Genomic DNA, 18,597 nt, shown 5'->3' with positions numbered 1-18,597 from the left:
CACGGCGAGGGTCTCACGCGTCTCTACGGCAGTCATTGCCGGATTCCGGCAGTCTTTACGCGCCTTTGATGCCTGGCCCACGCGTCTGCGGACCGTCTCCCCGAAGCGCGGCCGACGGCCAAGGAATGCGGCCGGGTCCTGGCGCGCTCGTGCGGGGCGGCAGTCTCAGGGCGAGGACGCGCACGGCCTCCGGGCGGGAGGCCTCGGCTCTGGGGCCTCCTTCGAGAACGTCCGCTCGGGGCGGCTTCCTCGCCCGGTCGTGCTGCCGGGACCTCGCACGGCGGCTGGGGAAACCCGACCGCGCCGTCGGTCAGCTCCAGTTCAGGCGAGCGCGAAGTAGCGCAGCCACACGTATCCCGCCGACAGCGCCACGGTGACGACGGTGACGACCAGGCCGTATTTGGTGAACTGCCAAAAAGAGATGGGCTGCCGGTTGCGTTCGGCGATGCCCAGGACGACCACGTTGGCGCTCGCGCCGATCGCGGTGGCGTTGCCGCCCAGATCGGCGCCGATGGCCAGGGCCCACCACATGACGTGGCCGCCGGATCCGCCCATCGACTGCACCAGGTCGCTGGTGATTGGCGCCATCGTCGCGACGTAGGGGATGTTGTCCACGATGCCGGAGAGCACGGCCGACGCGCCCAGCATCAGCATGGAGCCGCCGAGTTCGTTGTCCCCGATGGCGTCGGCGAGGGCCTTGGAGACCTCGCCGATGACGCCGGTCTCGATCAGACCGCCGACCATGATGAACAGCCCGGCGAAGAACGCGAGGGTGGGCCACTCGACCTCACCCAGGACTTCGCCGGTCTCCACGGCGGACACTGCGATCAGCAGGCCGGCGCCCAGCAGGGCGACGACGCTGGGCTCGTAGTGCAGCACCGGGTGGAGCACGAAGCCGACGACGACCAGGGCGAGTACGACGAGCCCCTGGACGAGCAGCCGGGGGTTCTTGATGGCCTCGCGCTCCTCCAGCGCCATGACTTCCTCGGCGCGCGCCTCGTCGTAGACGAAGGACTTGCGGAACAGGAAGCGGCACAGAGCGATGAGCACGACGACCAGGATCGCGGAGAGCGGCGCGAGATGGACCAGGAAGTCGTTGAAGGTCAGGCCGGCCCGGCTGGCGATGATGATGTTGGGCGGGTCGCCGACCAGGGTCGCGATGCCGCCGATATTGGATGCGAACACCTCGGCGATCAGAAACGGGGCTGCGGGCAGGGACAGGCGCTCGCACACCAGCAAGGTGACCGGGGCGATCAGCAGGACCGTGGTGACGTTGTCGAGCAGCGCCGAGGCCATCGCTGTGATCACGATGAGCATGACCATCACCCGGAAGGGTTTGGCCCGTGCCCGTTTCACCGACCAGATGGCCAGATACTCGAACATGCCGGTCTTCTTGAGCACTCCGACGATCATCATCATGCCCATGAGCAGGAAGATGACGTTCCAGTCGACACCGCTGTGCTCGGAGAAGAAGGCCGACTTGTCGTCGGTCGCGCCGATGGCGAGCATCAGCGCGGCGCCACCGAGGGCTGCCCCCACGCGGTGGATCTTCTCGCTGATAATCAGGCCGTACGTCGCGACGAAGACGACGATCGCCGCCCAACTCTGCCAGCCGTTCACGATCCTCCGATGAGTCGTTCCCTCAGGCGGGCGGCCGTCACGGCGCCTACCAGCCAAGTTTGTTTACCGCTGCGTTCGAGGCGACGCGGCAACCTTCCCCAAGCTCTCAACTTCGTTCGAGCAGGGGGGACACCCGTCGCGACCGTGCGTCCGGTGGGCCCTCCCCGTCACCTCGTCGAGGTCCCGGCCCTCGAGCCCGGCCGCGGGCAGATGATCCGCCAGCGCGTACGCGTACTCGGGCACGAGGCATCTGACGAGTTGCGATCCGGGAACGATGGCGTACGGCTGGTCGTCCCGGTCGACGACCAGCAATGCGGGCAGCCTGCGCTCGGCCAGCACCAGCGCCGCGGCGGTGGACACGTACGGGTAGGGCTCCGCGAGTTCATGCGCCGACATGGCCAGCCTCCTTGGTGCCAGGGGGTGCTTCGTCGCCGCCGGGTACGCCGGCGAGGTCCTCGACGTCGAAGAGCCGGGCGATCGGCACGTCGGTGGAGCTGTGCGCGATGATCGAGAAGGCGATGCACACGGCGATCAGTGTGAACGCCTTCTCGCCCTGCGGGATCCCGGCCTGCAGCACCAGCAGCCCGTACACCACCGACGCGAAGCCCTTCGGTCCGAACCAGGCCGCGACCAGTTTCTCCCGTCGGTCGAACCGGGTGCCGAGCAGCGAGAGCAGCAGCGAGGCCGGCCGGATCAGCACGATCGCCAGGACCACGGCGACGTAGCCGCCGAAGGACAGGTCTCCGAACAGCTGCGGGGTGAGCAGGGCGCCGAAGACCAGCAGTGCCGCGAACTTGGCCAGTTCCGCCAACGCCTCGCCGAGTGGCTCGAACGCCTCTTTCGCCTCCAGGGAGCGCGCGGTGAGCACCGCACCCGCGGAGAACGCGGCGAGGTAGGGGTTGGCGTGCGTCAGGTGGCACGTCGCGTACAGGATGACGCCGATGGCCAGCGGCAGGAGCGGCTGCAGTTTGGGCTCGGCGCCCAGCAGCCGGAACCGGACGAGTTCGATCACCACGAACGGCAGGACGACACCGAACGCCAGCCCGAGGACCAGCTCGAGCGCGATCTTCCCCAGCGACGCCTCGGCGTGCCCGGAGGTCGGCCCAGCGGCGGCGATCAGGACGAGGACGACCGGCAGGGCGAGCCCGTCGTTGATGCCGCTTTCCACGTTCAGCAGCTGCCGCAGCTTCGCCGGGACCTTCTTGCGGCCGACGATCGCCGAGGCGAACACCGGGTCGGTCGGCGCCAGTACAGCGCCGACCAGGAACGAGGTGGTCCAGTCCAGGCCCACCAGGTAGTGGGTTATCAGGGCCATGCCGACGAACGCGAGCGGCATGCCGAGTCCGAGGGCGCGGGCCGGGTTGCGCCAGTTCGCGCGCAGCTTGGGGAACGAGACGTGCATGCCGTCGGTGAACAGCACCGCGAACAGCGCCAGATCGGCCGTCACCGACACGATCTCGCTGTCGGGGGTGATGTGAATCAGCCCCAGGAAACCGTCGCTGACGAGAGCGCCGCCGACCAGGAACAGGAAGGACGTCGACAGCACGGTGCGGGCAGCCAGCCCTGACAGCAACACCGCGATGAGCAGCGCCACCCCGAAGACCACAACGAGCACCATGACCTGAACCCCCGATCAGCGAAGAGACTTGTCCCCCAACGCCGACCAGGCTTCCCGGCACACCGCTGGGAACCCTACACGTTCCGTACGCGGCACTGACAGGTCACCAACGCGCACTCTGACCAGGCGGTCACTGCCGGATTCCGGAAGAAACTCTCAGCCTGCCGATGTGCCGTCGTCCGCTCCGGCAGCCAGCGCGCGGGTGATGCCGATCTGGCGCAGGACCCGGCGTGCCCGGTCGTTCGCGTTGGTGATGACCAGCCGTGTGCCGTGTGCCCGGGCGGCTCGAAGGGCCATGAGCAGCGCCCTGCAGCCGTCCGGGCTGAGGTAATTCACACCCCCGAGGTCGATCTCCAGGATGTCAGGCCCTGCGCCGACCATCCCGACCAGGCGGCGACCGGTCGCTTCAGCGTTGCGGGCGTCCAGGTCGCCGCGCAGCCGGACCACCTCGTAAGCGCGCGGGTGGCGCTGCTGTCGGCGGTGACGCGAGCGGAAGAAGTGCATGGGCGGCTCCGGGGCAGGCGGATGTCCGCCGACCAGACTTCCCGGCACACCTGTGGGAAGCATATGGGGAGCACGGCTGGGGTGCCTGTTCTGCGCCCCCTGGGGGACGATCGGAGTCCTGTGGAGGCGTAAGGAGACAGCTGACGTGCGCGTCGGCTTGGTCGCCGCCGGGGAGCGCGGGCCGACGGCGGCTGCGGGCTCTGCCGCCTCACCTCTCGTCGCCGAAGGCGGGCCCAGGGCCCGATCGGTCAGGCGTGGCCGACGGCGTCTTGGTCGTCGATGGTCTCGTACGTGTGCGGCGGCGCAGGCGGCGCCTCCTGGAGTGGCGGGCCCGGGCGCCGGAGGCGCTGTCGGAGCAGGCGGGTGGCCAGGGGCTCGGTGTAGCGGGCGGTGAGGGGGCCGAGGATGACCAGGATGAGGACGTACGCCGTGGCGAGGGGGCCGAGGGAGGGCTCGATGCCGGCCGTGACGGCGAGCCCGGCGATCACGATGGAGAACTCGCCACGAGCCACCAGGGTCCCGCCGGCCCGCCAGCGCCCCCTGGACGCGACGCCGGCCTGTTTGGCGGCCCAGTAGCCGGTGACGATTTTCGTCAGGGCGGTGACGACGGCCAGGGCCAGAGCGGGCACCAGGACGGGCGGAATGCTGGCGGGGTCGGTGTGCAGGCCGAAGAAGACGAAGAACACCGCCGCGAACAGGTCACGCAGCGGCGCCAGCAGACTGTGGGCGCCCTCGGCGACTTCGCCGGACAGGGCGATGCCGACGAGGAAGGCACCCACCGCGGCGGACACGTTCAGCCTCTGGGCCAGCCCGGCGATCACCAGGGTCAGCCCGAGGACCACCAGCAGCAGCTTCTCGGGGTCGTCGCTGGAGACGAAGCGGGAGATGTGGCGGCCGTAGCGGACTGCGAGGACCAGGACGAGGACGGCCACCCCGAGTGCGATGGCGAGCGTGACGCTGCCTGCGGCGAGGCCGGCGCCGGCCAGCAGGGCGGTGACGATGGGCAGGTAGACCGCCATGGACAGATCTTCGAGGACCAGGATGCTCAGGATGGCCGGGGTCTCCCGGTTGCCCAGGCGGCCCAGGTCGCCCAGGACCTTGGCGATGACGCCGGAGGAGGACACCCAGGTGACCCCCGCCAGCACGACGGCGGCAACCGGGCCCCAGCCCAGCAGCAGCGCCATGGCTGCGCCGGGCAGGGCGTTGAGGACGGCATCGAGGAGCCCGGCGGGGTAGTGCGTCTTGAGGTTGGAGACCAGATCGCTGGCGGTGTACTCCAGGCCCAGCATGAGCAGCAGCAGGATGACGCCGATCTCCGCGCCGACGGCGACGAAGTCCTCGCTGGTGCCCAGCGGCAGCAGCCCGCCGTTGCCGAACGCGAGCCCGGCCAGCAGATACAGCGGGATCGGGGAGAACTGGAAGCGTCCGGCGAACCGGCCCAGCAGGCCAAGGCCCAGGATGATGCAGCCGAACTCGATCAGGAAGACGGCGGAGGAGTGCATGGCCGCTCACTCCCGCCCGAGTATCGCGGCGGCAGCCTCCACGCCTTCGCGGGTGCCGATGAGGATGAGGGTGTCACCGCCGGCGAGCCGGAAGTCCGGCGTGGGGGAGGGGATCGCCTCGGCCCGGCGCAGCACGGCGACAATGGAGACGCCGGTCTCGGTACGCATCCGGGTCTCGCCCAGCAGGCGCCCGTTCCAGCGCGACGTGGCCGACAGTGCGATGCGCTCGGCCACCAGCCCCAGGTCCGTGGTGGACAGCAGGTTCGGGGTGTGGTGGGCAGGCATCAGCGCGTCGATGAGGGTGGCGGCCTCCTCCGAGGTCAGCCGCGCGGACAGGGCGCACGCGTCCGGGTCGTCCTTGCGGTACGCGCTGATCGTTCGCTGCCCGTCGCGGTGCGCGACCACGGACAGCCGGCGGTTCTCCCGCGTCGTCAGGTCATAGCGGACCCCGATACCCGGCAACGGCGTACTGCTGAGGCGTCGTGCGCCCATGGCTGTCCCCCTTCTCTCGGCGTGAGCAATGTTCCTGTGCCTCGCGTGCGGGGGTCGCGCTGACGAGCGCCCAGGTCCAGCCTGTGCGCTTCATCCTAGGCGGCCGGACGGAAGCGGTCCTCTTCCAGCGATCGCCATCCGCCCAGCAGAGGGGACGCCCGACTGGCAGGGGTGCCATTCGCTGCCGTCTCCTTCGCCCACGTGCTGACGCGCGCGAGGCCGGCCGTCCGGGACGGCGCGCGAACTCGTCACCGTGCTGGTGATTGAGGACCAGGGGGCAAAGATGACCGATTGCCCTCTGCACTGGGGTGTACGGGCCCCAGAAACGGATAGAGTGCAAAGAACGCGTCAAGTGGCGCGGGGTGTGCCGGGAAGTCTGGTCGGCGTGGAAGGGGCCGTGGGCCCTTCGTCGCCGATCCCCGGAGGTTCGCCTGTCATGGCCGACGCCCCGCAGTCCCGTTCGCTGTTCCTCGGTGTGCTCCCGCTCCCGGAGCGGCAGGCCGTCGCCCGTGCTCTGCGGACGGAAACGGTGGGTGGCCTGATCCTGCTGGCCGCCGCTGTAGTGGCCCTGGTGTGGGCCAACAGCCCCTTCAGCGGTGCCTACGCACAGATACGCGACGTCCACTTCGGCATCTCCGCCCTCGGCTTGGACCTGTCGCTCGGGCACTGGACCGCGGACGGACTGCTGAGCGTGTTCTTCCTTGTCGCGGGGATCGAGCTGAAACGCGAACTCGTGGTCGGCGAGCTACGCAGCCCGGCAACCGCCGTGCTGCCTGTCATCGCAGCCCTGTGCGGCATGGCGGTCCCCGCAGCCCTCTACGCCGCCACCGCTGGGCTTGGCGGCGGCAGCATGGACGGGTGGGCGGTGCCGATGGCCACGGACATCGCTTTCGCCCTCGCTGTTCTGGCGGTCATCTCCACCCACTTGCCCGCGGCGCTGCGTGCGTTCCTGCTCACCCTTGCCGTGGTCGACGACCTCGGCGCGATCCTGGTGATCGCAGTCTTCTTCACCGCCGATCTCAACCCGTACGCGCTGGCTGGGGCCCTCGCCGGTCTCGTCGTCTTCTACCTGCTCCAGCGGCTGAGGGTGACCGGCTGGTGGTGGTACCTCCCGCTCGGGGTCACGATCTGGGCGCTGATGTACAACGGCGGCGTCCACGCCACCCTCGCCGGCGTCGCCATGGGCCTGCTCCTGCGCGCTACCCGAGACGAGGGCGAGAGTGCATCGCCTAGTGAGCGCACCGGGCACCTGCTGCACCCTCTGTCCGCCGGCGTCGCGGTCCCGTTGTTCGCGCTGTTCGCCGCCGGTGTCAGCGTCTCCACGGGTGCCCTGGGGGAGGTGTTCTCCAGCCCGGAGCCGCTCGGCGTGGTCGTGGGCCTGGTGCTCGGCAAGACGGTGGGGATCTTCGTGGGCACCTACCTCGCGGCCCGTTTCACCCGTGCGCAGCTCAACCCGGACCTGGCCTGGGCCGACGTGTTCGCCCTCGCTGCCCTGGCAGGGATCGGGTTCACGGTCGCTTTGCTTGTCGGTGAGCTCGCCTTCCCGCAGACCGCGGGCGAGCACGTCAAGGCTGCGGTCCTCATCGCCTCGCTGGCCTCCGCCCTCCTGGCCGCGCTTCTCCTGCGCCGCCGCAACCGGATCTACCGGCGCCTGTACGAGGAGGAGAACACCGACGCGGACGCCGACGGCATCCCCGACATCTACCAGCAGGCCACTGCAACACCAGCCGGTGCGGACCGTTCTGACGGGACCTCCCGCTGATGGCCGCCGACTCCTCGCTGCTGGCGCCGGCGATCGTGGCCGCCGCTTTGGTGATCAGGACAGCCGTCGGTGAGCTCAGGCACCCGGGCAGCGCCCGCGAGCAGTGGGCCTTCGCCGCCAGCCGCCGCGCCGTGGCCGCAGGTGCGACGACAGCCGCGGCCGTAGTCCTGCTCGGCTGGCACCAGGCCGGGCCCGCTGCTGCGGCCTGGGCCCTGCTGATTGGGGCGCTCACCGCTCACCTGGTCCACCGCGACGGGAACCGCCCATGACCGCACCGCCGACGCCCTGTGGCCCGGCCGCGTCGGCCACCGGCCCCGCGGACGATCGCCGCCGCTCGCCCGCGTCGACCCGCGCCGCCCGCACACGCATTGGAGCGCTGCCTCTATGACCTGGCACTGGACTGGTCTCGTTTTCTTCTCCCTCACCTTGCTGCCGGCAGGACTCGCGCTGGTCAGCGGCCGGATGCCGCACCGGTTGCGGCATCGGCTTGCCCCCATGCGTCCGCGCGGCTGGGCCCTTCTCGGCCTCTACGCCGTCGCCCCTCTCACCACGATCCCGCACCTTGCCGAGGCACCGCCTGTGACCATCGTGGTGGCTATGGCCGCCGCAGTCGTCCTGGCCGCAGCGGGTTGCACGTATGCCGCCCTCGCTCCGCGCCGGGCCCGGAACGTCGCTCACTGACCGGCAGGCCGCGCCTGTCACGCCTCGCCTTCTCCCTTACCGTCTGGTGGATGCTGATTGGTCTCGGTCTCTGGCTCCTGGGCCGGGCACTGGACCAGCCCGCCTCACTCGGACAGTGCGCCGCCTCGTCTGCCTTTCTCGTCGTTCTGGGGGAGGCTGGTGACTCGCTGCGGCGGCGTTGGAGGTCCGGGCGGATCACGCTCCGCAGCTGGCGCCGTCACGGCCTCAACCGTCGGAGGAGAAGGGGCCACGTAAGCACCTCATGACTACGGCCTCCGAGGGAGGGGGAATCCTCGTGGCGAGTGGTGCTCGGCGGGGACAGCGCAACCTCCGGGAAGAATGAGCTGTCTTCTTTCCGGGCACCAGGTGTCCCAGGAGCAGAGGGAGACCACAGGTCACGCGGCCCGCTCCGAGACGCGCCAGCGGGGCTGAGATCCGCGCTGGTCCGTTCGGCAAGGAGGCACGTGGAATGGCTGTATGGCGGGACGATTCAGACGGCATAGCGCGCCTCCGCAGGCACAGTGAGACCCCCATCGGGGGCCTGCCCGCCGGGAAACGCGTACACGTCACGCAGGAAGTGGTTGAACCGCTGCTGCGCCGCGCCGACCTGTTGTCACAGCTCCTGCGGATCGGGTACGCGTGTGACCCGCAGGGGCAGGAGGCGTAGCAGTCCCGGACATCCCTGGCAGCGCGCGCAGGACCACCAGTACCGAGTGATGACTCGCGCTCGCATGCTCTGTGGGCGTGTTCATCATGACCACCCTGTTGCCCCCGAGTGGCAGGGCTGTCGTCCTCCACGTTGAACGCGCGTCGTCGTCCCGGGCAAGGCGGCGTACGACCGTGATCCGTACAAGATCAGTGCCCCGTAATCCCCGTCAGCACGGGTTCGCCCGATCCCTGGCCAAGGCGGGGGCACATGGCACATACGGGCGGTTCCGGACTGGGCAAGGCGCGCTGGGTCGTCGAGCGCGCCTTCGCCTGGCTGCACCAGTTCAAACGACTCCGCACCCGCGAAGCAGCCTGCTGAAGATGTTTCGCGTGGCCGCCGGGTGGTCCGCATGAGGGCCCTGGGGGTGGTGCGTCAGCCCGAGGCGCCGCCGCGCCGGGCGTAGGCGCGGGCGGCGCGGGCACGGTCGCCGCAGCGTGTGGAGCACCAATGGCGCCGACCGTGGGTGCGCAGGAGGAACCGGTCGCAAGGGGCTGATCCGCAGGCGGCGAGGATGTCGGCGTCGGGACCGGTGAGCAGGTCGGCGGCGTCGGCGGCGAGGGTCGCCAGTGCGTGGTTGACGGCCTGGTCGGTGGGGTGCGCCTGGACGCGGCGCAGCCCCCGGGCCCCGTCCCAGGCGAGGAGGGGGGCGGTGGGCACGGCCGTGAGGGCCTCGTTCACCGCGCGCAGGGACTCCTCGGGCGGGGTGGTGGTGTCGACGCGGGCGGCGAACAGGGCGCGGATGTGGGCGCGCAGCGTACGCATCCGCTGTGCGCACACCTCGTACAGCTGCACGTCCGGGGTGGTCAGGTCGTGGGCGGCGAGCCAACGCATGGCGGATTCCGGGGCGGCGAGCAGGTCGTAGCTCTGGCCGGCGGGCAGGGTGGCGGCGGTGTCGGCGAAGTCCAGGGAGCAGTACCGGTCGGCACCCGGAGCCGGGGGCAGAGCGGTCAGTGCCACGTCGGTGGTCAGGGTGTCGTCCATGCCTCTCATGGTAGCGCTTGCATTTTTCCGTGATGCCTGCCTAGCCTGAATCACGTTAACCGCAGGATTTTTTCGTGAGAAACGGAGACGTGATGTCCCAGTCCAACGCCAGCCAGTTCCCGGTCCGCACGTTCGGTGGTCCGACCGCCCTGTTCGAGTACGGCGGCCTGCGCTTCCTGACCGACCCGACCTTCGACGGCCCCGGCGACTACGCCTCGCCCGGTGGCCCGACCCTGACCAAGACCGCCCCCTCCACCACCACAGCCGCCGACCTCGGCCCCATCGACGTGGTCCTGCTCTCCCACGACGAGCACGCCGACAACCTCGACACCTCCGGCCGCGCCCTGCTCGCGGACGTCCCCCTCACCCTCACCACTCCCGGCGGCGGCAAGCGCCTCGGGGGGAAGGCCAAGGGCCTGGCCGACGGGGAGTCGATCGAGCTGGAGCGTCCGGGCGGCGGCACCATCACTGTGACCGGGGTCCCTGCCATCCACGGCCCCGGCGCGCGCGAGGAGATCGAGCCCTTCGCCGGCCAGGTCGTCGGCTTCGTCCTGACGGGCGAGGGCCTGCCGACGGTCTATGTCAGCGGCGACAACGCCTCGCTCGACGCGGTCAGGGAGATCGCCGACCGCTTCGCCCCGATCGACACCGCCCTCCTGTTCGCCGGAGCACCCAGCTTCCCCATGCTCTTCGACGGCCGACCGGTCGTCCTGGACAGCGGCCAGGCTGCCGAGGCCACCCGGATTCTTGACGCCCGCCGCGTCGTCCCGGTCCACCACGACAGCTGGGCCCACTTCACCGAGGGCCGCGACGAGCTGGAGGCAGCCTTCGCCGCCGCGGGCCTGACCGACCGCCTCGACCAGGACTGGGCGCAGCGCGCCTGAGCCCGGACCGCAGCTCAGGAACCGAGACCCCGTGCCAGGGTCGGGGCTCCCCGCACACCGAGCCCCGACCCTGGGAGCAACCCCTCGCGGCGTCCCCTGCGCCACCCGGGCTGTCTTCAAGGTGGGAAACGGGCGGACGACGGTCTCGGGTACCAGGGGAAACCACCGCGCGCCGGTGCGTCGCAGCGGGACAACGCTTGCATTCCGCGAGACGCTGCCGCCGGGACGGCGCGGAGCCGCCGCCTCCCTCGCCCCGTCCGCTCTCCTCCCGGAGGCCTCAATGGCAGCACCGCACTCGCCAACTGAGCACAGTTACCGTTTCGACGACCTGCGTGCGCTCTTCATCAACTGCACACTCAAACCGTCCCCCCAGCTCAGCCACACCCAAGGGCTGATCGACAAGAGCCGGGCGATCATGGACGCGCGTGGGGTGACCACCGACGAGATCCGTGCCGTCGACCACGACGTCGCTCCCGGTGTCTATCCGGACATGACCGAACACGGCTTCGCCACCGACGCCTGGCCCGCGCTGTACGAGAAGGTGATGGCCGCGGACATCCTCGTGCTGGCCGGACCGATCTGGCTGGGCGACAACAGCTCGGTCACCAAACAAACCATCGAGCGGCTCTACAGCTGCTCCAGCCTCCTCAACTCCCAAGGCCAGTACGCCTATTACGGGCGCGTCGGCGGCTGCCTCATCACCGGCAACGAGGACGGCGTGAAGCATTGCGCCATGAACGTCCTCTACAGCCTCCAGCACCTCGGCTACACCATCCCACCGCAGGCCGACGCGGGCTGGATCGGAGCGGCGGGGCCCGGGCCCTCGTACCTGGACCCAGGCTCCGGCGGCCCGGAGAACGACTTCACTAACCGCAACACCAGCTTCATGACCTGGAACCTGATGCACCTGGCGGCCATGCTCAAACGCGCTGGAGGCATTCCCGCCCACGGCAACCAGCGCACGGAGTGGGACGCCGGCTGTCGGCCGGGGGCAGACAACCCCGAGCACCGCTGAGCCAGACCGGGAAGTCCGGGGCTCTCGCCGATTCGACTACAAGCCCGGCGCCCAAGCACCGGGCGTTGGACAGCTTCTGGCCTCGCGTCAGGGGGCGGTTTCCAGGCGGCCTTGTAATCGCAGGCGTGACGCCCCGGAATCGGACCAGGTCGGCGACACAGCGGCCGTGAGGCACGGGATACCTTGCTCCTCCTGTCAAGATCCTTAACGACAGCCCTAGCCCGAAACGCCAGTGGGGCTCCCCGCCCACAAGAACGGGAAGCCACACCTGCCTGTGCCGGTCAACCGGCCATGGCCGCCATGACCAGCGCAACAGCCGCACCGCACAGCAGCACCACAAGCGGCCATGCCAGCCGGCCGCGCCCGGTACGCCTGCGCCATAGCACCAGCCACAGCGCACACGCCGCCACGAACACAACCGTCACACCGCTCAGCTCGCCCTCCCGCCACGCCATCCGCATGGCGTCATGGTCAGCGCCCCATACAAGGAGCGCAACGAGGACCCCCAAGGTCAGCGCACACACCGCTTCCAGCAGCCTGCTCATGCGGGGCCCTTCTTCTCCGGAGTGTCCGTCAGGTCACCGCGCGGGCGGAACGGACGGCTCGACCTGGGCGGTCTCCGTCTTGCGGCCTTCTGTGTCCCGTCGAGGCGCTCGCACCCTTCCTCGGGGTCAAGGATGCACGGTGCCTGACGCGAACCAGTCATAGGCGTTGGGCAGGGCTTCGTCGGGGACGTCGGTGAGGAAGACGACTGCGAGGCCACGGCGGGCTCTGGAGCACGAGACGTAGAAGAGGTTGCGTGATCGCTCCAGTCGTTTCTCGAGGTCACGGCCTGTGAGCATCTTGCCCATGTTGTACTGGGTCCACGACCCGTCGTCGATGATCACGATGACGTTGTCGAACTCGTCGCCCTTGACTCCATGCTGGGTGTGGAACGGGGTGAGCTGCTCGCGGTACTCGATGAAGCGGATGACTTCCTGGTAGGGGACTTTCCGCAGGGCGTTAGAGAATTCGGCTAGTTTTGCGTCGTAGCCTTCGAGGTCTTCAGACCTCCGTCGGCGTTCGAGGTCGCTGAGCTTGCGGGGCACTGACAGAAGGTGCTGCCGAGCCATGTGGTCGAGTACGTCACCGATTGTTCCGGACTCTCGCACCGTGGTCAGTTGTCTGATGTCGGCTGCGATCCGCTGCTTGTCGGTGTGACTTGTGATGGTGGTCCGTCCTGCCACCAAAAGGCTTGTGAGCTCTGCGTAGTCGAGCGCGTGGAAGGCACGACAGAGAGCCTCGACCCGGCTGAAATATTCGATGTAGGGCTCGTCATTGTCCAGAAGCTTGTCGCGACCTCGAGAGCCGAGGATCTGATACTGCTGCAGAAGGGCACCGTAGGACAGGGCTCCCGCAATCCCTCGGTGGGTGAGCATCAGGTAGCTGGTGGTGTCGTCGCTCCAGCCCAGTTCGGCGAGCTGCAGGCGAGCCGCACCCAGGCGTGCCTGGCCAGCGGGCAGGGCGGAGTTGAGGAAGAGGTGCACTTCCCCGTCTGTGTGCTCGCCCACCGCTTCCTGCTGCAGCTCGGGACGGATCTTGTTGAGTACGGCGACAACCGGGGGAGAGCAGCGGTAGTTCTCGTGCTTGGTGATGACCGTCAGCTTGGAGTGCACAACGGCGCCCTGCCCCGTGGCGTAGATCTTCTGCATGGAGTCGCCGAACAGCCCAACGACGCAGGACTGGCGGCCGGCCCCGGCGAGGTGGTCGAGCAGCAGGCGGATCGTCTTGGGGGAGGTGTCCTGGTACTCATCCACGAAGACAACGGGGTAGCAATCGGCGATGAGACGCGTGAGTTTGGGATGCCGGATCACCATGCGCAGCGCGAGGTCGATGACCTCGTCGTGGGATATCTCCCCCCGGTCCAGGCGCCGTCGCCGGTCGACGTACTGGACAGGCGGCCGAGGGCTGCTGAGCTCGCTGAGATCCTCGGGTGTTGGCAGAGCATCGTTATATTCAATGATCTGCTGCCACAGCTCGGCTCCGAATCCCTTGATGATCTCCCAGAGAAACTCATGGATGGTTGCAACCGCCACGAGCGGGTTGTCGTGGATCCGGTCGGCGATCTTGCGTTTGGCCACGTTGGTAAAGGTGATGCATGCGATGCGACGGCCCTTGCTCGCCAATTCCGCACCCTGGCTCCGGAGACTGTGCTCCAGAGCCTCGACCAGTGTCGTCGTCTTGCCCGCGCCGGCGCCGGCCTCCACCAGGAAGCTACGCCGTGCTTCCAGTTCACCGATGACCTTGTCGATCGTCGTCTTCACGGTAGTGTCAGCCACTGCAGGCCCTCGTCGATGTACCGGGGCACCTTCCAGCCGTCCAGGAGCATGGCGTCGAAGGCGAAGTCTGTCTTGTGGTCACGGAGGTTCTCCGCGATCTGGTAAGCCTGCGTCGCGATTGCTGCCTCGGTGGGGTGTTCGCCCACAGTGCGGTCGAAGTGCCCCTTCAGAGCGAGGCCGGAGATGTTGTCGGCGAGGACAGCGGCGTTGGCGATGATGAAGGCGTCCTCGAAGCTGCGGCCGAAGAATCCGCCTGGCTGTTCGGGCACCTCCTGGTCACCGGGCGGTACCCCCGCAACCGGCATCACCGTCACCGACCGGGCCAGCGGCTCCTGCTTCGGGACTGCCGAATCCACCATGCGCACCGACGCTTGGCGCTGCACCGCCGGCGACCGGATCCTCGACCCCTGTTTCTCTCCGGACTCCGATCCCTCGGACACCAGCGCGCTGTGCCTGGACGGAGCCCCCGACCGCATGGTCGAGCTGTCGGTCGCCGAGGGCTTTCCCGGCAACAACAACCACATGCGGGGCGGACCCGCCATCGAACCGATCACCCTCGTCCTGAGCAACGGCGCCCGCTGCTCGTTCGCGGTGGCGGCACCGCGAGGCTCGCGGGACAGCGCCTGAACTACGGCTGCGAGAACGGAGGCTACCCGTACGGCTACCCGACCAAGACAGCCGCGCTGTGGACCGTCTCCTACGCAGCCCCCGGCAGCGGAGCCAGTGTCTCCGCGCCGATCACCACCGTCTACCAGTAGCCCGCCGACGGTCGCGTCAGCACATCGGGCGGTCGATCAGCCCGACACCATTGCTGCGTCGATGAGTTCTCCGGTTATGGCGAATCTATGGGGGTTCGCTGTCATGAAAAGGGTGTTGGGCCCTCTGAAACTTGTTCGCATGCGCGTGTCTGCATTGGCTGCACAGATCCTGCAGCGCTGCACGCCAGCGACGAGTGTGTTCCGCTAGAACGGTAGTCCGCTGCAGCCAATCTACGTCGTCGGCCCAGCCGCCGAGCGCTCGCCACAGGACCGGGCGTGAGTTGCCTAGCTGACAGCGATCCGGAACGGCGATGCTCTCAAAGATTTCACGCCGGTCTGTGACGTACTGTGAGATGTCAACCTGGTTGTACAAGATGGTGAACGCACTCACCGACGACTGGCGCTTGCTGATCTCAAACTCCAGTTGGACCAGGGGGAAAGGATCGTCCCCCGGCCAACGTGCATAGTCGTCCGTTAGTGGCAGGCGCATGAAGCCTCGTCCTTCTGCGGGACGTTTCCAGCCCAGAGCCTGCAATGGCCCAAAAGACGCGGCGATCTGATCCAGAGCACGCTCGGCCTCGGCTCTTTGGGCAGTTCTTGCAGCGACCCGCTTCTGCGAGCGTTCGGCCGCACCAGCGGGAACGGCAGCGACCTCCTCCGGAGCCGGTGCTTGCGGGGCGGACGACAGCAGCGCGCTCCTGAGCGTCGGATTTCCCACGAGATCCCAGATGCCGATCTTCAGGTCGTAGCGTGCCTGAAGCAGCACCCGGGCGGCTTCGAGATCCGATGGATCACGCCACTCGCCGTCCTGCACCAGCCCCGTGACACCGAACTGCGCCTCGACTGGAACGGGGCAGGTGTAGTGGACCGGATCCGGCAAAGCCGTCGGATCCCACGTCGTGACCGGAGCGGAGATCTTCTTGGCAGCGGGCCGACCGCCACGCACCCATGCCAGATAGCCGCGCACCAGCGATTCGCTGCGGTGGGTATGTGGCATGACGAGGATGCTGTTATCCCCCTTGAGACGTCGCTGCTCGAAGGCTGCATACCGGTCCGGGAGGAGATCGCCGCCTTGGGTGAGTGTTTCACTCGTGTCGATGAGAGCCGCGGCTCCGATTCTCTCTCCGGCCTTGTCGAGGTAGAACTCGTTTCCTTTGAGGAAACGCCATCGGCGGCTCGGGGTATTGGTCTTGAACCCCACGGTTCCCATGACAGTGCCGTCCCAGCTTTCGAGCCTGTGCGCCTCGGTATAGCTGTTCGGCAGTGGTTCGTCGAACGACGTACGGATCAGCTCCAGCTCTGTCGTGCCGCCGGGCAGTACAGCGCGAAGACCGGTACGGCGCAAACTCCCGTCGTGGCGCAGCTGGACCACCGAGCGCTGGCCGACCAGTAGGGCAAATGCGGATTCGCCTGCCGAGTCGAGGAGGCGACCGACGAGCGAGGATGCCGTCAGCCACCAGAGCAGAGAGCTTGCGAGACTCGCATGCGTCACATGCGAGGTGGGGTCTTCGGCTACCGGCTGGCGCGAGTCCAGCGACGAGCCGTCGTCGACGGTCATCGGCCCGCCGATGAGAATGATCGTCGGGCTGGTGGGGTCAGCGTGCTGGTGATCGCTCATCGTGGCCCGTGCTGCAGGGCGAGCAGCGCTTGGCGCAGTTCCGGCGCGTCGCTGGCTGCCAGGGCCAGGGATTCGGGGTCCGTGCCGGTCAAGCCTTCGCGTTCGATGAACAGTCGTGCGCAGGCCACCAGATCGGCGTGTGAGTCTCGTCCGTCGGTGTCGAACACGCCCCCCTGTTCGCCGACCGTGTTGAGTGCTTCGAACGAGCCCTTGGCTTCACCTCCGTTTCCGTTGCTTACCCGAAGGGCACGTTCTCCGTCCGTGATGAGGACGAGAGGAGGCGGAAGCAGGTCCACGTTCTCAGTGATGCGCCGAGCCATGCCGAGCAGTCGGGGATCCGCTGGGAGATAGACCCGCCCGTGATCGTCGACGTTCGCCGGGTCCGTGCGCACCACCCGTCCGACGATCTGCCGGAACGACAGAAGGGTCAGACGGTTCGTCAGGTAGACCACGGCCCGCAGCCTGGGGATGTCCACTCCTTCGGAAACCATGTTCACCGCGACGATCCATGGATCATGGGAGGCGCGGAACACCCGGATGGCGTTGGCTGGGTCGGGATCGTTGTCGTCATGGAGCCTGGAGCAGGCGACGACCGGACGGAAATCCAGTACCCGGGAAGCCATGTGGCCGGCTACTCGGGCCGCGTGATCGCAGTCGATGCACACGACGAGACCGGCGGCATCAGTGTCTCCGCGCTGTCGCAGGCCGAGAAGATACTGGTTGGCATCGATCAGCATCCGCTCGGCGATCGAGCCGTCATCGATCCACTCGATCGCGGCGCGAAGGCGGCCCCGTTCTCTGATCTGCGTCACATCTGTGTCGTCGAAGGTGACGGAGTGGGTCCGGTGATCAGAGGTCCGGAAGGTCGTCTCGCCGCGAGCCTCGACGAACTGCACGGGCCGGCAGGCCCCGTCGGTGATGGCCTGATCGTACGAGTAGCGGTAGTGGGGGCGGGCGTTGCCCCCCTCTGAGGGTACAAACGCGATCGGGTCGCGAACTGTGCGAAATGGAGTGCCGCTGAGCGACAAGATCCCCCACGCGCCCGCTGCGAATGCCTCCTGGGCCGCGATACCCCAGGCCGCGTCGGCGCCCGCGTGGTGGACCTCGTCGAAGATGACCAGCGTCCGCTGGCCGGGATCCGTCGCGTGGGCCAAGAACATCTCGGTGGACGACAAGAGCGATTGGTAAGTGATGATCGCTCCAAGCCATCCATCCCCAATCGGGTCCACGGCCCGCCAGTCACGTTGCGTCCGCAGCGGCAGCGTCGGCGCCCCCGGCGTTGCCACCGAGCACGCGCGCGCCCAACCGTCCGCGATCGCCAATGAGGGGACGACAACGAGCACACGTGAGATGTGCCCCTTAGTCGCCAGCTCATGAGCCACTTCAAGGCCGAAGCGCGTCTTGCCCGCGCCCGGGCACGCTTCGACGAGAACGGGCTCACGGCCCAGCAGGGAGAGGACGATTGGCATAGCTTCGGCCTGCCATGGCCGCAAGGGCGCCGTGCTCGGGTTGAGCAGGCCGGCGGAGAAGCGGACATCCACGACCGACTGCGCTGTGTTGCCTTTGCGGAGATTGCAGGAACCGCAGATCGCCTGGAGGTTCTCGCTGCTGGTCCGTCCGCCCTGGCTCCACGGCACGATGTGGTCGCCCTGCATCAGATCGAAGGGGATATCGCGCCTGCAGAGATGGCAGACACGGCCCTGCAACTGCCATGCGCGCCAGGTCTCCTGGCGTGTGAATGTTCGCCTGGCATCGAGTGTCACATAGGGAGGGTAACGAGCCGGGGCCACGGAGGGGCCGGTGAACGCTGATGGCTGCGTCGGCTGGACGTCGCGGGGATCGTCGACGGGCTGCGGCCACCGGATTCGCGGGCGGGTGATCGAGGTACTGGTGGCGAACCGGCTGACCGCTCCCGGTTGGGCCCTTCCGTGTCATCCCCTACGAAAGAGCCGCACCCGCCGGGCTTTCGTGGTGCTCCGTCACGACGACGTCACCCCCGACCGGCGCGGCAGTGTGCACAGTGCTGGTCGCACTGTGGTCGCATACGCGCGTGAAGTGGGGTGTAGTCGGGTGTAGTCGGGTGCAGTATCCGTGCAGGTCAGACCCAGTTTCCCGGGTTACGCTGCTGGTGGCGA

At 68.2% G+C, this 18,597-nt stretch carries 18 protein-coding genes and 1 pseudogene; 7 read left to right on the top strand and 12 right to left on the bottom strand.

Annotation, left to right across the window (positions count from 1 at the left end):
* Positions 1 to 321 precede the first annotated feature (321 nt).
* The 6 genes from ACGFWE_RS05635 to ACGFWE_RS05610 form a co-directional block, all read right to left on the bottom strand.
* Positions 322 to 1,620 carry an SLC13 family permease gene (locus ACGFWE_RS05635; RefSeq protein WP_393598074.1) on the bottom strand — a complete coding sequence of 433 codons (1,299 nt, stop codon included), beginning with the start codon at positions 1,618 to 1,620 and terminating at the stop codon, positions 322 to 324.
* Between the two features lie 63 nt (positions 1,621 to 1,683).
* On the bottom strand, positions 1,684 to 2,016 hold the full coding sequence (locus ACGFWE_RS05630) for a hypothetical protein (protein ID WP_393598073.1): 333 nt from the start codon (positions 2,014 to 2,016) through the stop codon (positions 1,684 to 1,686).
* Entirely contained in the window at positions 2,003 to 3,238 is a 1,236-nt protein-coding gene (locus tag ACGFWE_RS05625) for a cation:proton antiporter (protein WP_393598071.1), read from the bottom strand. Before ACGFWE_RS05625 ends, ACGFWE_RS05630 begins: the two co-directional genes overlap by 14 nt.
* 156 nt (positions 3,239 to 3,394) lie before the next feature.
* Positions 3,395 to 3,742 (bottom strand): STAS domain-containing protein, encoded by a 348-nt coding sequence (locus tag ACGFWE_RS05620; RefSeq protein ID WP_393598069.1) that lies wholly within the window; start codon positions 3,740 to 3,742, stop codon positions 3,395 to 3,397.
* 248 nt (positions 3,743 to 3,990) lie between these two features.
* Positions 3,991 to 5,244, bottom strand: a complete 1,254-nt coding sequence (locus ACGFWE_RS05615) for a cation:proton antiporter (protein ID WP_393598067.1) — start codon at positions 5,242 to 5,244, stop codon at positions 3,991 to 3,993.
* A gap of 6 nt (positions 5,245 to 5,250) precedes the next feature.
* Positions 5,251 to 5,736, bottom strand: a complete 486-nt coding sequence (locus tag ACGFWE_RS05610) for a cation:proton antiporter regulatory subunit (protein ID WP_393598065.1) — start codon at positions 5,734 to 5,736, stop codon at positions 5,251 to 5,253.
* A 436-nt stretch (positions 5,737 to 6,172) separates the two neighbouring features.
* Here ACGFWE_RS05610 and nhaA point away from each other — a divergent pair, with 436 nt between their 5' ends.
* The 4 genes and pseudogenes from nhaA to ACGFWE_RS05590 form a co-directional block, all read left to right on the top strand.
* Complete coding sequence (gene nhaA, locus ACGFWE_RS05605) at positions 6,173 to 7,498, top strand: Na+/H+ antiporter NhaA (RefSeq protein WP_393598063.1); 1,326 nt, start codon at positions 6,173 to 6,175, stop codon at positions 7,496 to 7,498.
* Positions 7,498 to 7,767 (top strand): hypothetical protein, encoded by a 270-nt coding sequence (locus tag ACGFWE_RS05600; RefSeq protein WP_393598061.1) that lies wholly within the window; start codon positions 7,498 to 7,500, stop codon positions 7,765 to 7,767. The genes nhaA and ACGFWE_RS05600 overlap by 1 nt, the downstream gene beginning before the upstream one ends.
* A 115-nt stretch (positions 7,768 to 7,882) precedes the next feature.
* Positions 7,883 to 8,179: a hypothetical protein gene (locus ACGFWE_RS05595; protein WP_393598059.1), complete on the top strand. Its 297-nt coding sequence runs from the start codon at positions 7,883 to 7,885 to the stop codon at positions 8,177 to 8,179.
* A 931-nt stretch (positions 8,180 to 9,110) separates the two neighbouring features.
* Positions 9,111 to 9,191 (top strand): annotated as a pseudogene (locus tag ACGFWE_RS05590) (transposase); the annotation flags it as partial.
* A gap of 69 nt (positions 9,192 to 9,260) precedes the next feature.
* On the opposite strand, the gene ACGFWE_RS05585 reads toward ACGFWE_RS05590, so the two are convergent.
* Positions 9,261 to 9,869 (bottom strand): ABATE domain-containing protein, encoded by a 609-nt coding sequence (locus ACGFWE_RS05585; protein ID WP_393598057.1) that lies wholly within the window; start codon positions 9,867 to 9,869, stop codon positions 9,261 to 9,263.
* Between the two features lie 92 nt (positions 9,870 to 9,961).
* Here ACGFWE_RS05585 and ACGFWE_RS05580 point away from each other — a divergent pair, with 92 nt between their 5' ends.
* On the top strand, positions 9,962 to 10,753 hold the full coding sequence (locus ACGFWE_RS05580) for an MBL fold metallo-hydrolase (RefSeq protein WP_393598940.1): 792 nt from the start codon (positions 9,962 to 9,964) through the stop codon (positions 10,751 to 10,753).
* A gap of 280 nt (positions 10,754 to 11,033) precedes the next feature.
* Positions 11,034 to 11,768, top strand: coding sequence for a flavodoxin family protein (locus ACGFWE_RS05575; RefSeq protein WP_393598055.1), 735 nt, complete (start codon positions 11,034 to 11,036; stop codon positions 11,766 to 11,768).
* A gap of 281 nt (positions 11,769 to 12,049) precedes the next feature.
* Here ACGFWE_RS05575 and ACGFWE_RS05570 read toward each other — a convergent pair whose 3' ends face one another.
* The 3 genes from ACGFWE_RS05570 to ACGFWE_RS05560 form a co-directional block, all read right to left on the bottom strand.
* Complete coding sequence (locus tag ACGFWE_RS05570) at positions 12,050 to 12,313, bottom strand: hypothetical protein (protein WP_393598053.1); 264 nt, start codon at positions 12,311 to 12,313, stop codon at positions 12,050 to 12,052.
* Between the two features lie 126 nt (positions 12,314 to 12,439).
* Positions 12,440 to 14,071, bottom strand: a complete 1,632-nt coding sequence (locus ACGFWE_RS05565) for a UvrD-helicase domain-containing protein (protein ID WP_393598051.1) — start codon at positions 14,069 to 14,071, stop codon at positions 12,440 to 12,442.
* Entirely contained in the window at positions 14,068 to 14,445 is a 378-nt protein-coding gene (locus ACGFWE_RS05560) for a hypothetical protein (protein ID WP_393598049.1), read from the bottom strand. Before ACGFWE_RS05560 ends, ACGFWE_RS05565 begins: the two co-directional genes overlap by 4 nt.
* Here ACGFWE_RS05560 and ACGFWE_RS05555 point away from each other — a divergent pair.
* Complete coding sequence (locus tag ACGFWE_RS05555; RefSeq protein ID WP_393598047.1) at positions 14,444 to 14,713, top strand: hypothetical protein; 270 nt, start codon at positions 14,444 to 14,446, stop codon at positions 14,711 to 14,713. The genes ACGFWE_RS05560 and ACGFWE_RS05555 overlap by 2 nt on opposite strands.
* A 216-nt stretch (positions 14,714 to 14,929) precedes the next feature.
* Here ACGFWE_RS05555 and ACGFWE_RS05550 read toward each other — a convergent pair whose 3' ends face one another.
* Positions 14,930 to 16,462: a hypothetical protein gene (locus ACGFWE_RS05550; protein ID WP_393598045.1), complete on the bottom strand. Its 1,533-nt coding sequence runs from the start codon at positions 16,460 to 16,462 to the stop codon at positions 14,930 to 14,932.
* Positions 16,459 to 18,225, bottom strand: a complete 1,767-nt coding sequence (locus ACGFWE_RS05545; RefSeq protein WP_393598043.1) for a DEAD/DEAH box helicase family protein — start codon at positions 18,223 to 18,225, stop codon at positions 16,459 to 16,461. Before ACGFWE_RS05545 ends, ACGFWE_RS05550 begins: the two co-directional genes overlap by 4 nt.
* Between the last annotated feature and the right edge of the window lie 372 nt (positions 18,226 to 18,597).

It is taken from the genome of Streptomyces sp. NPDC048523 (assembly GCF_043199815.1).
Taxonomy (GTDB): domain Bacteria; phylum Actinomycetota; class Actinomycetes; order Streptomycetales; family Streptomycetaceae; genus Streptomyces.
The sequence above is the reverse complement of the archived record's forward strand: the minus strand, read 5'-3'. Positions and strand labels throughout refer to the sequence as shown.

Bases quoted from the DNA above. Each gene is read 5' to 3' on its own strand.
- ACGFWE_RS05615 (WP_393598067.1), bottom strand. From the start codon at position 5,244: ATGCACTCCTCCGCCGTCTTCCTGATCGAGTTCGGCTGCATCATCCTG.
- ACGFWE_RS05560 (WP_393598049.1), bottom strand. From the start codon at position 14,445: ATGGTGGATTCGGCAGTCCCGAAGCAGGAGCCGCTGGCCCGGTCGGTG.
- ACGFWE_RS05575 (WP_393598055.1), top strand. From the start codon at position 11,034: ATGGCAGCACCGCACTCGCCAACTGAGCACAGTTACCGTTTCGACGAC.
- ACGFWE_RS05585 (WP_393598057.1), bottom strand. From the start codon at position 9,869: ATGGACGACACCCTGACCACCGACGTGGCACTGACCGCTCTGCCCCCG.
- ACGFWE_RS05630 (WP_393598073.1), bottom strand. From the start codon at position 2,016: ATGTCGGCGCATGAACTCGCGGAGCCCTACCCGTACGTGTCCACCGCC.
- ACGFWE_RS05600 (WP_393598061.1), top strand. From the start codon at position 7,498: ATGGCCGCCGACTCCTCGCTGCTGGCGCCGGCGATCGTGGCCGCCGCT.
- ACGFWE_RS05550 (WP_393598045.1), bottom strand. From the start codon at position 16,462: ATGAGCGATCACCAGCACGCTGACCCCACCAGCCCGACGATCATTCTC.
- ACGFWE_RS05555 (WP_393598047.1), top strand. From the start codon at position 14,444: ATGCGCACCGACGCTTGGCGCTGCACCGCCGGCGACCGGATCCTCGAC.
- ACGFWE_RS05595 (WP_393598059.1), top strand. From the start codon at position 7,883: ATGACCTGGCACTGGACTGGTCTCGTTTTCTTCTCCCTCACCTTGCTG.
- ACGFWE_RS05570 (WP_393598053.1), bottom strand. From the start codon at position 12,313: ATGAGCAGGCTGCTGGAAGCGGTGTGTGCGCTGACCTTGGGGGTCCTC.
- ACGFWE_RS05625 (WP_393598071.1), bottom strand. From the start codon at position 3,238: ATGGTGCTCGTTGTGGTCTTCGGGGTGGCGCTGCTCATCGCGGTGTTG.
- ACGFWE_RS05580 (WP_393598940.1), top strand. From the start codon at position 9,962: ATGTCCCAGTCCAACGCCAGCCAGTTCCCGGTCCGCACGTTCGGTGGT.
- nhaA (WP_393598063.1), top strand. From the start codon at position 6,173: ATGGCCGACGCCCCGCAGTCCCGTTCGCTGTTCCTCGGTGTGCTCCCG.
- ACGFWE_RS05620 (WP_393598069.1), bottom strand. From the start codon at position 3,742: ATGCACTTCTTCCGCTCGCGTCACCGCCGACAGCAGCGCCACCCGCGC.
- ACGFWE_RS05610 (WP_393598065.1), bottom strand. From the start codon at position 5,736: ATGGGCGCACGACGCCTCAGCAGTACGCCGTTGCCGGGTATCGGGGTC.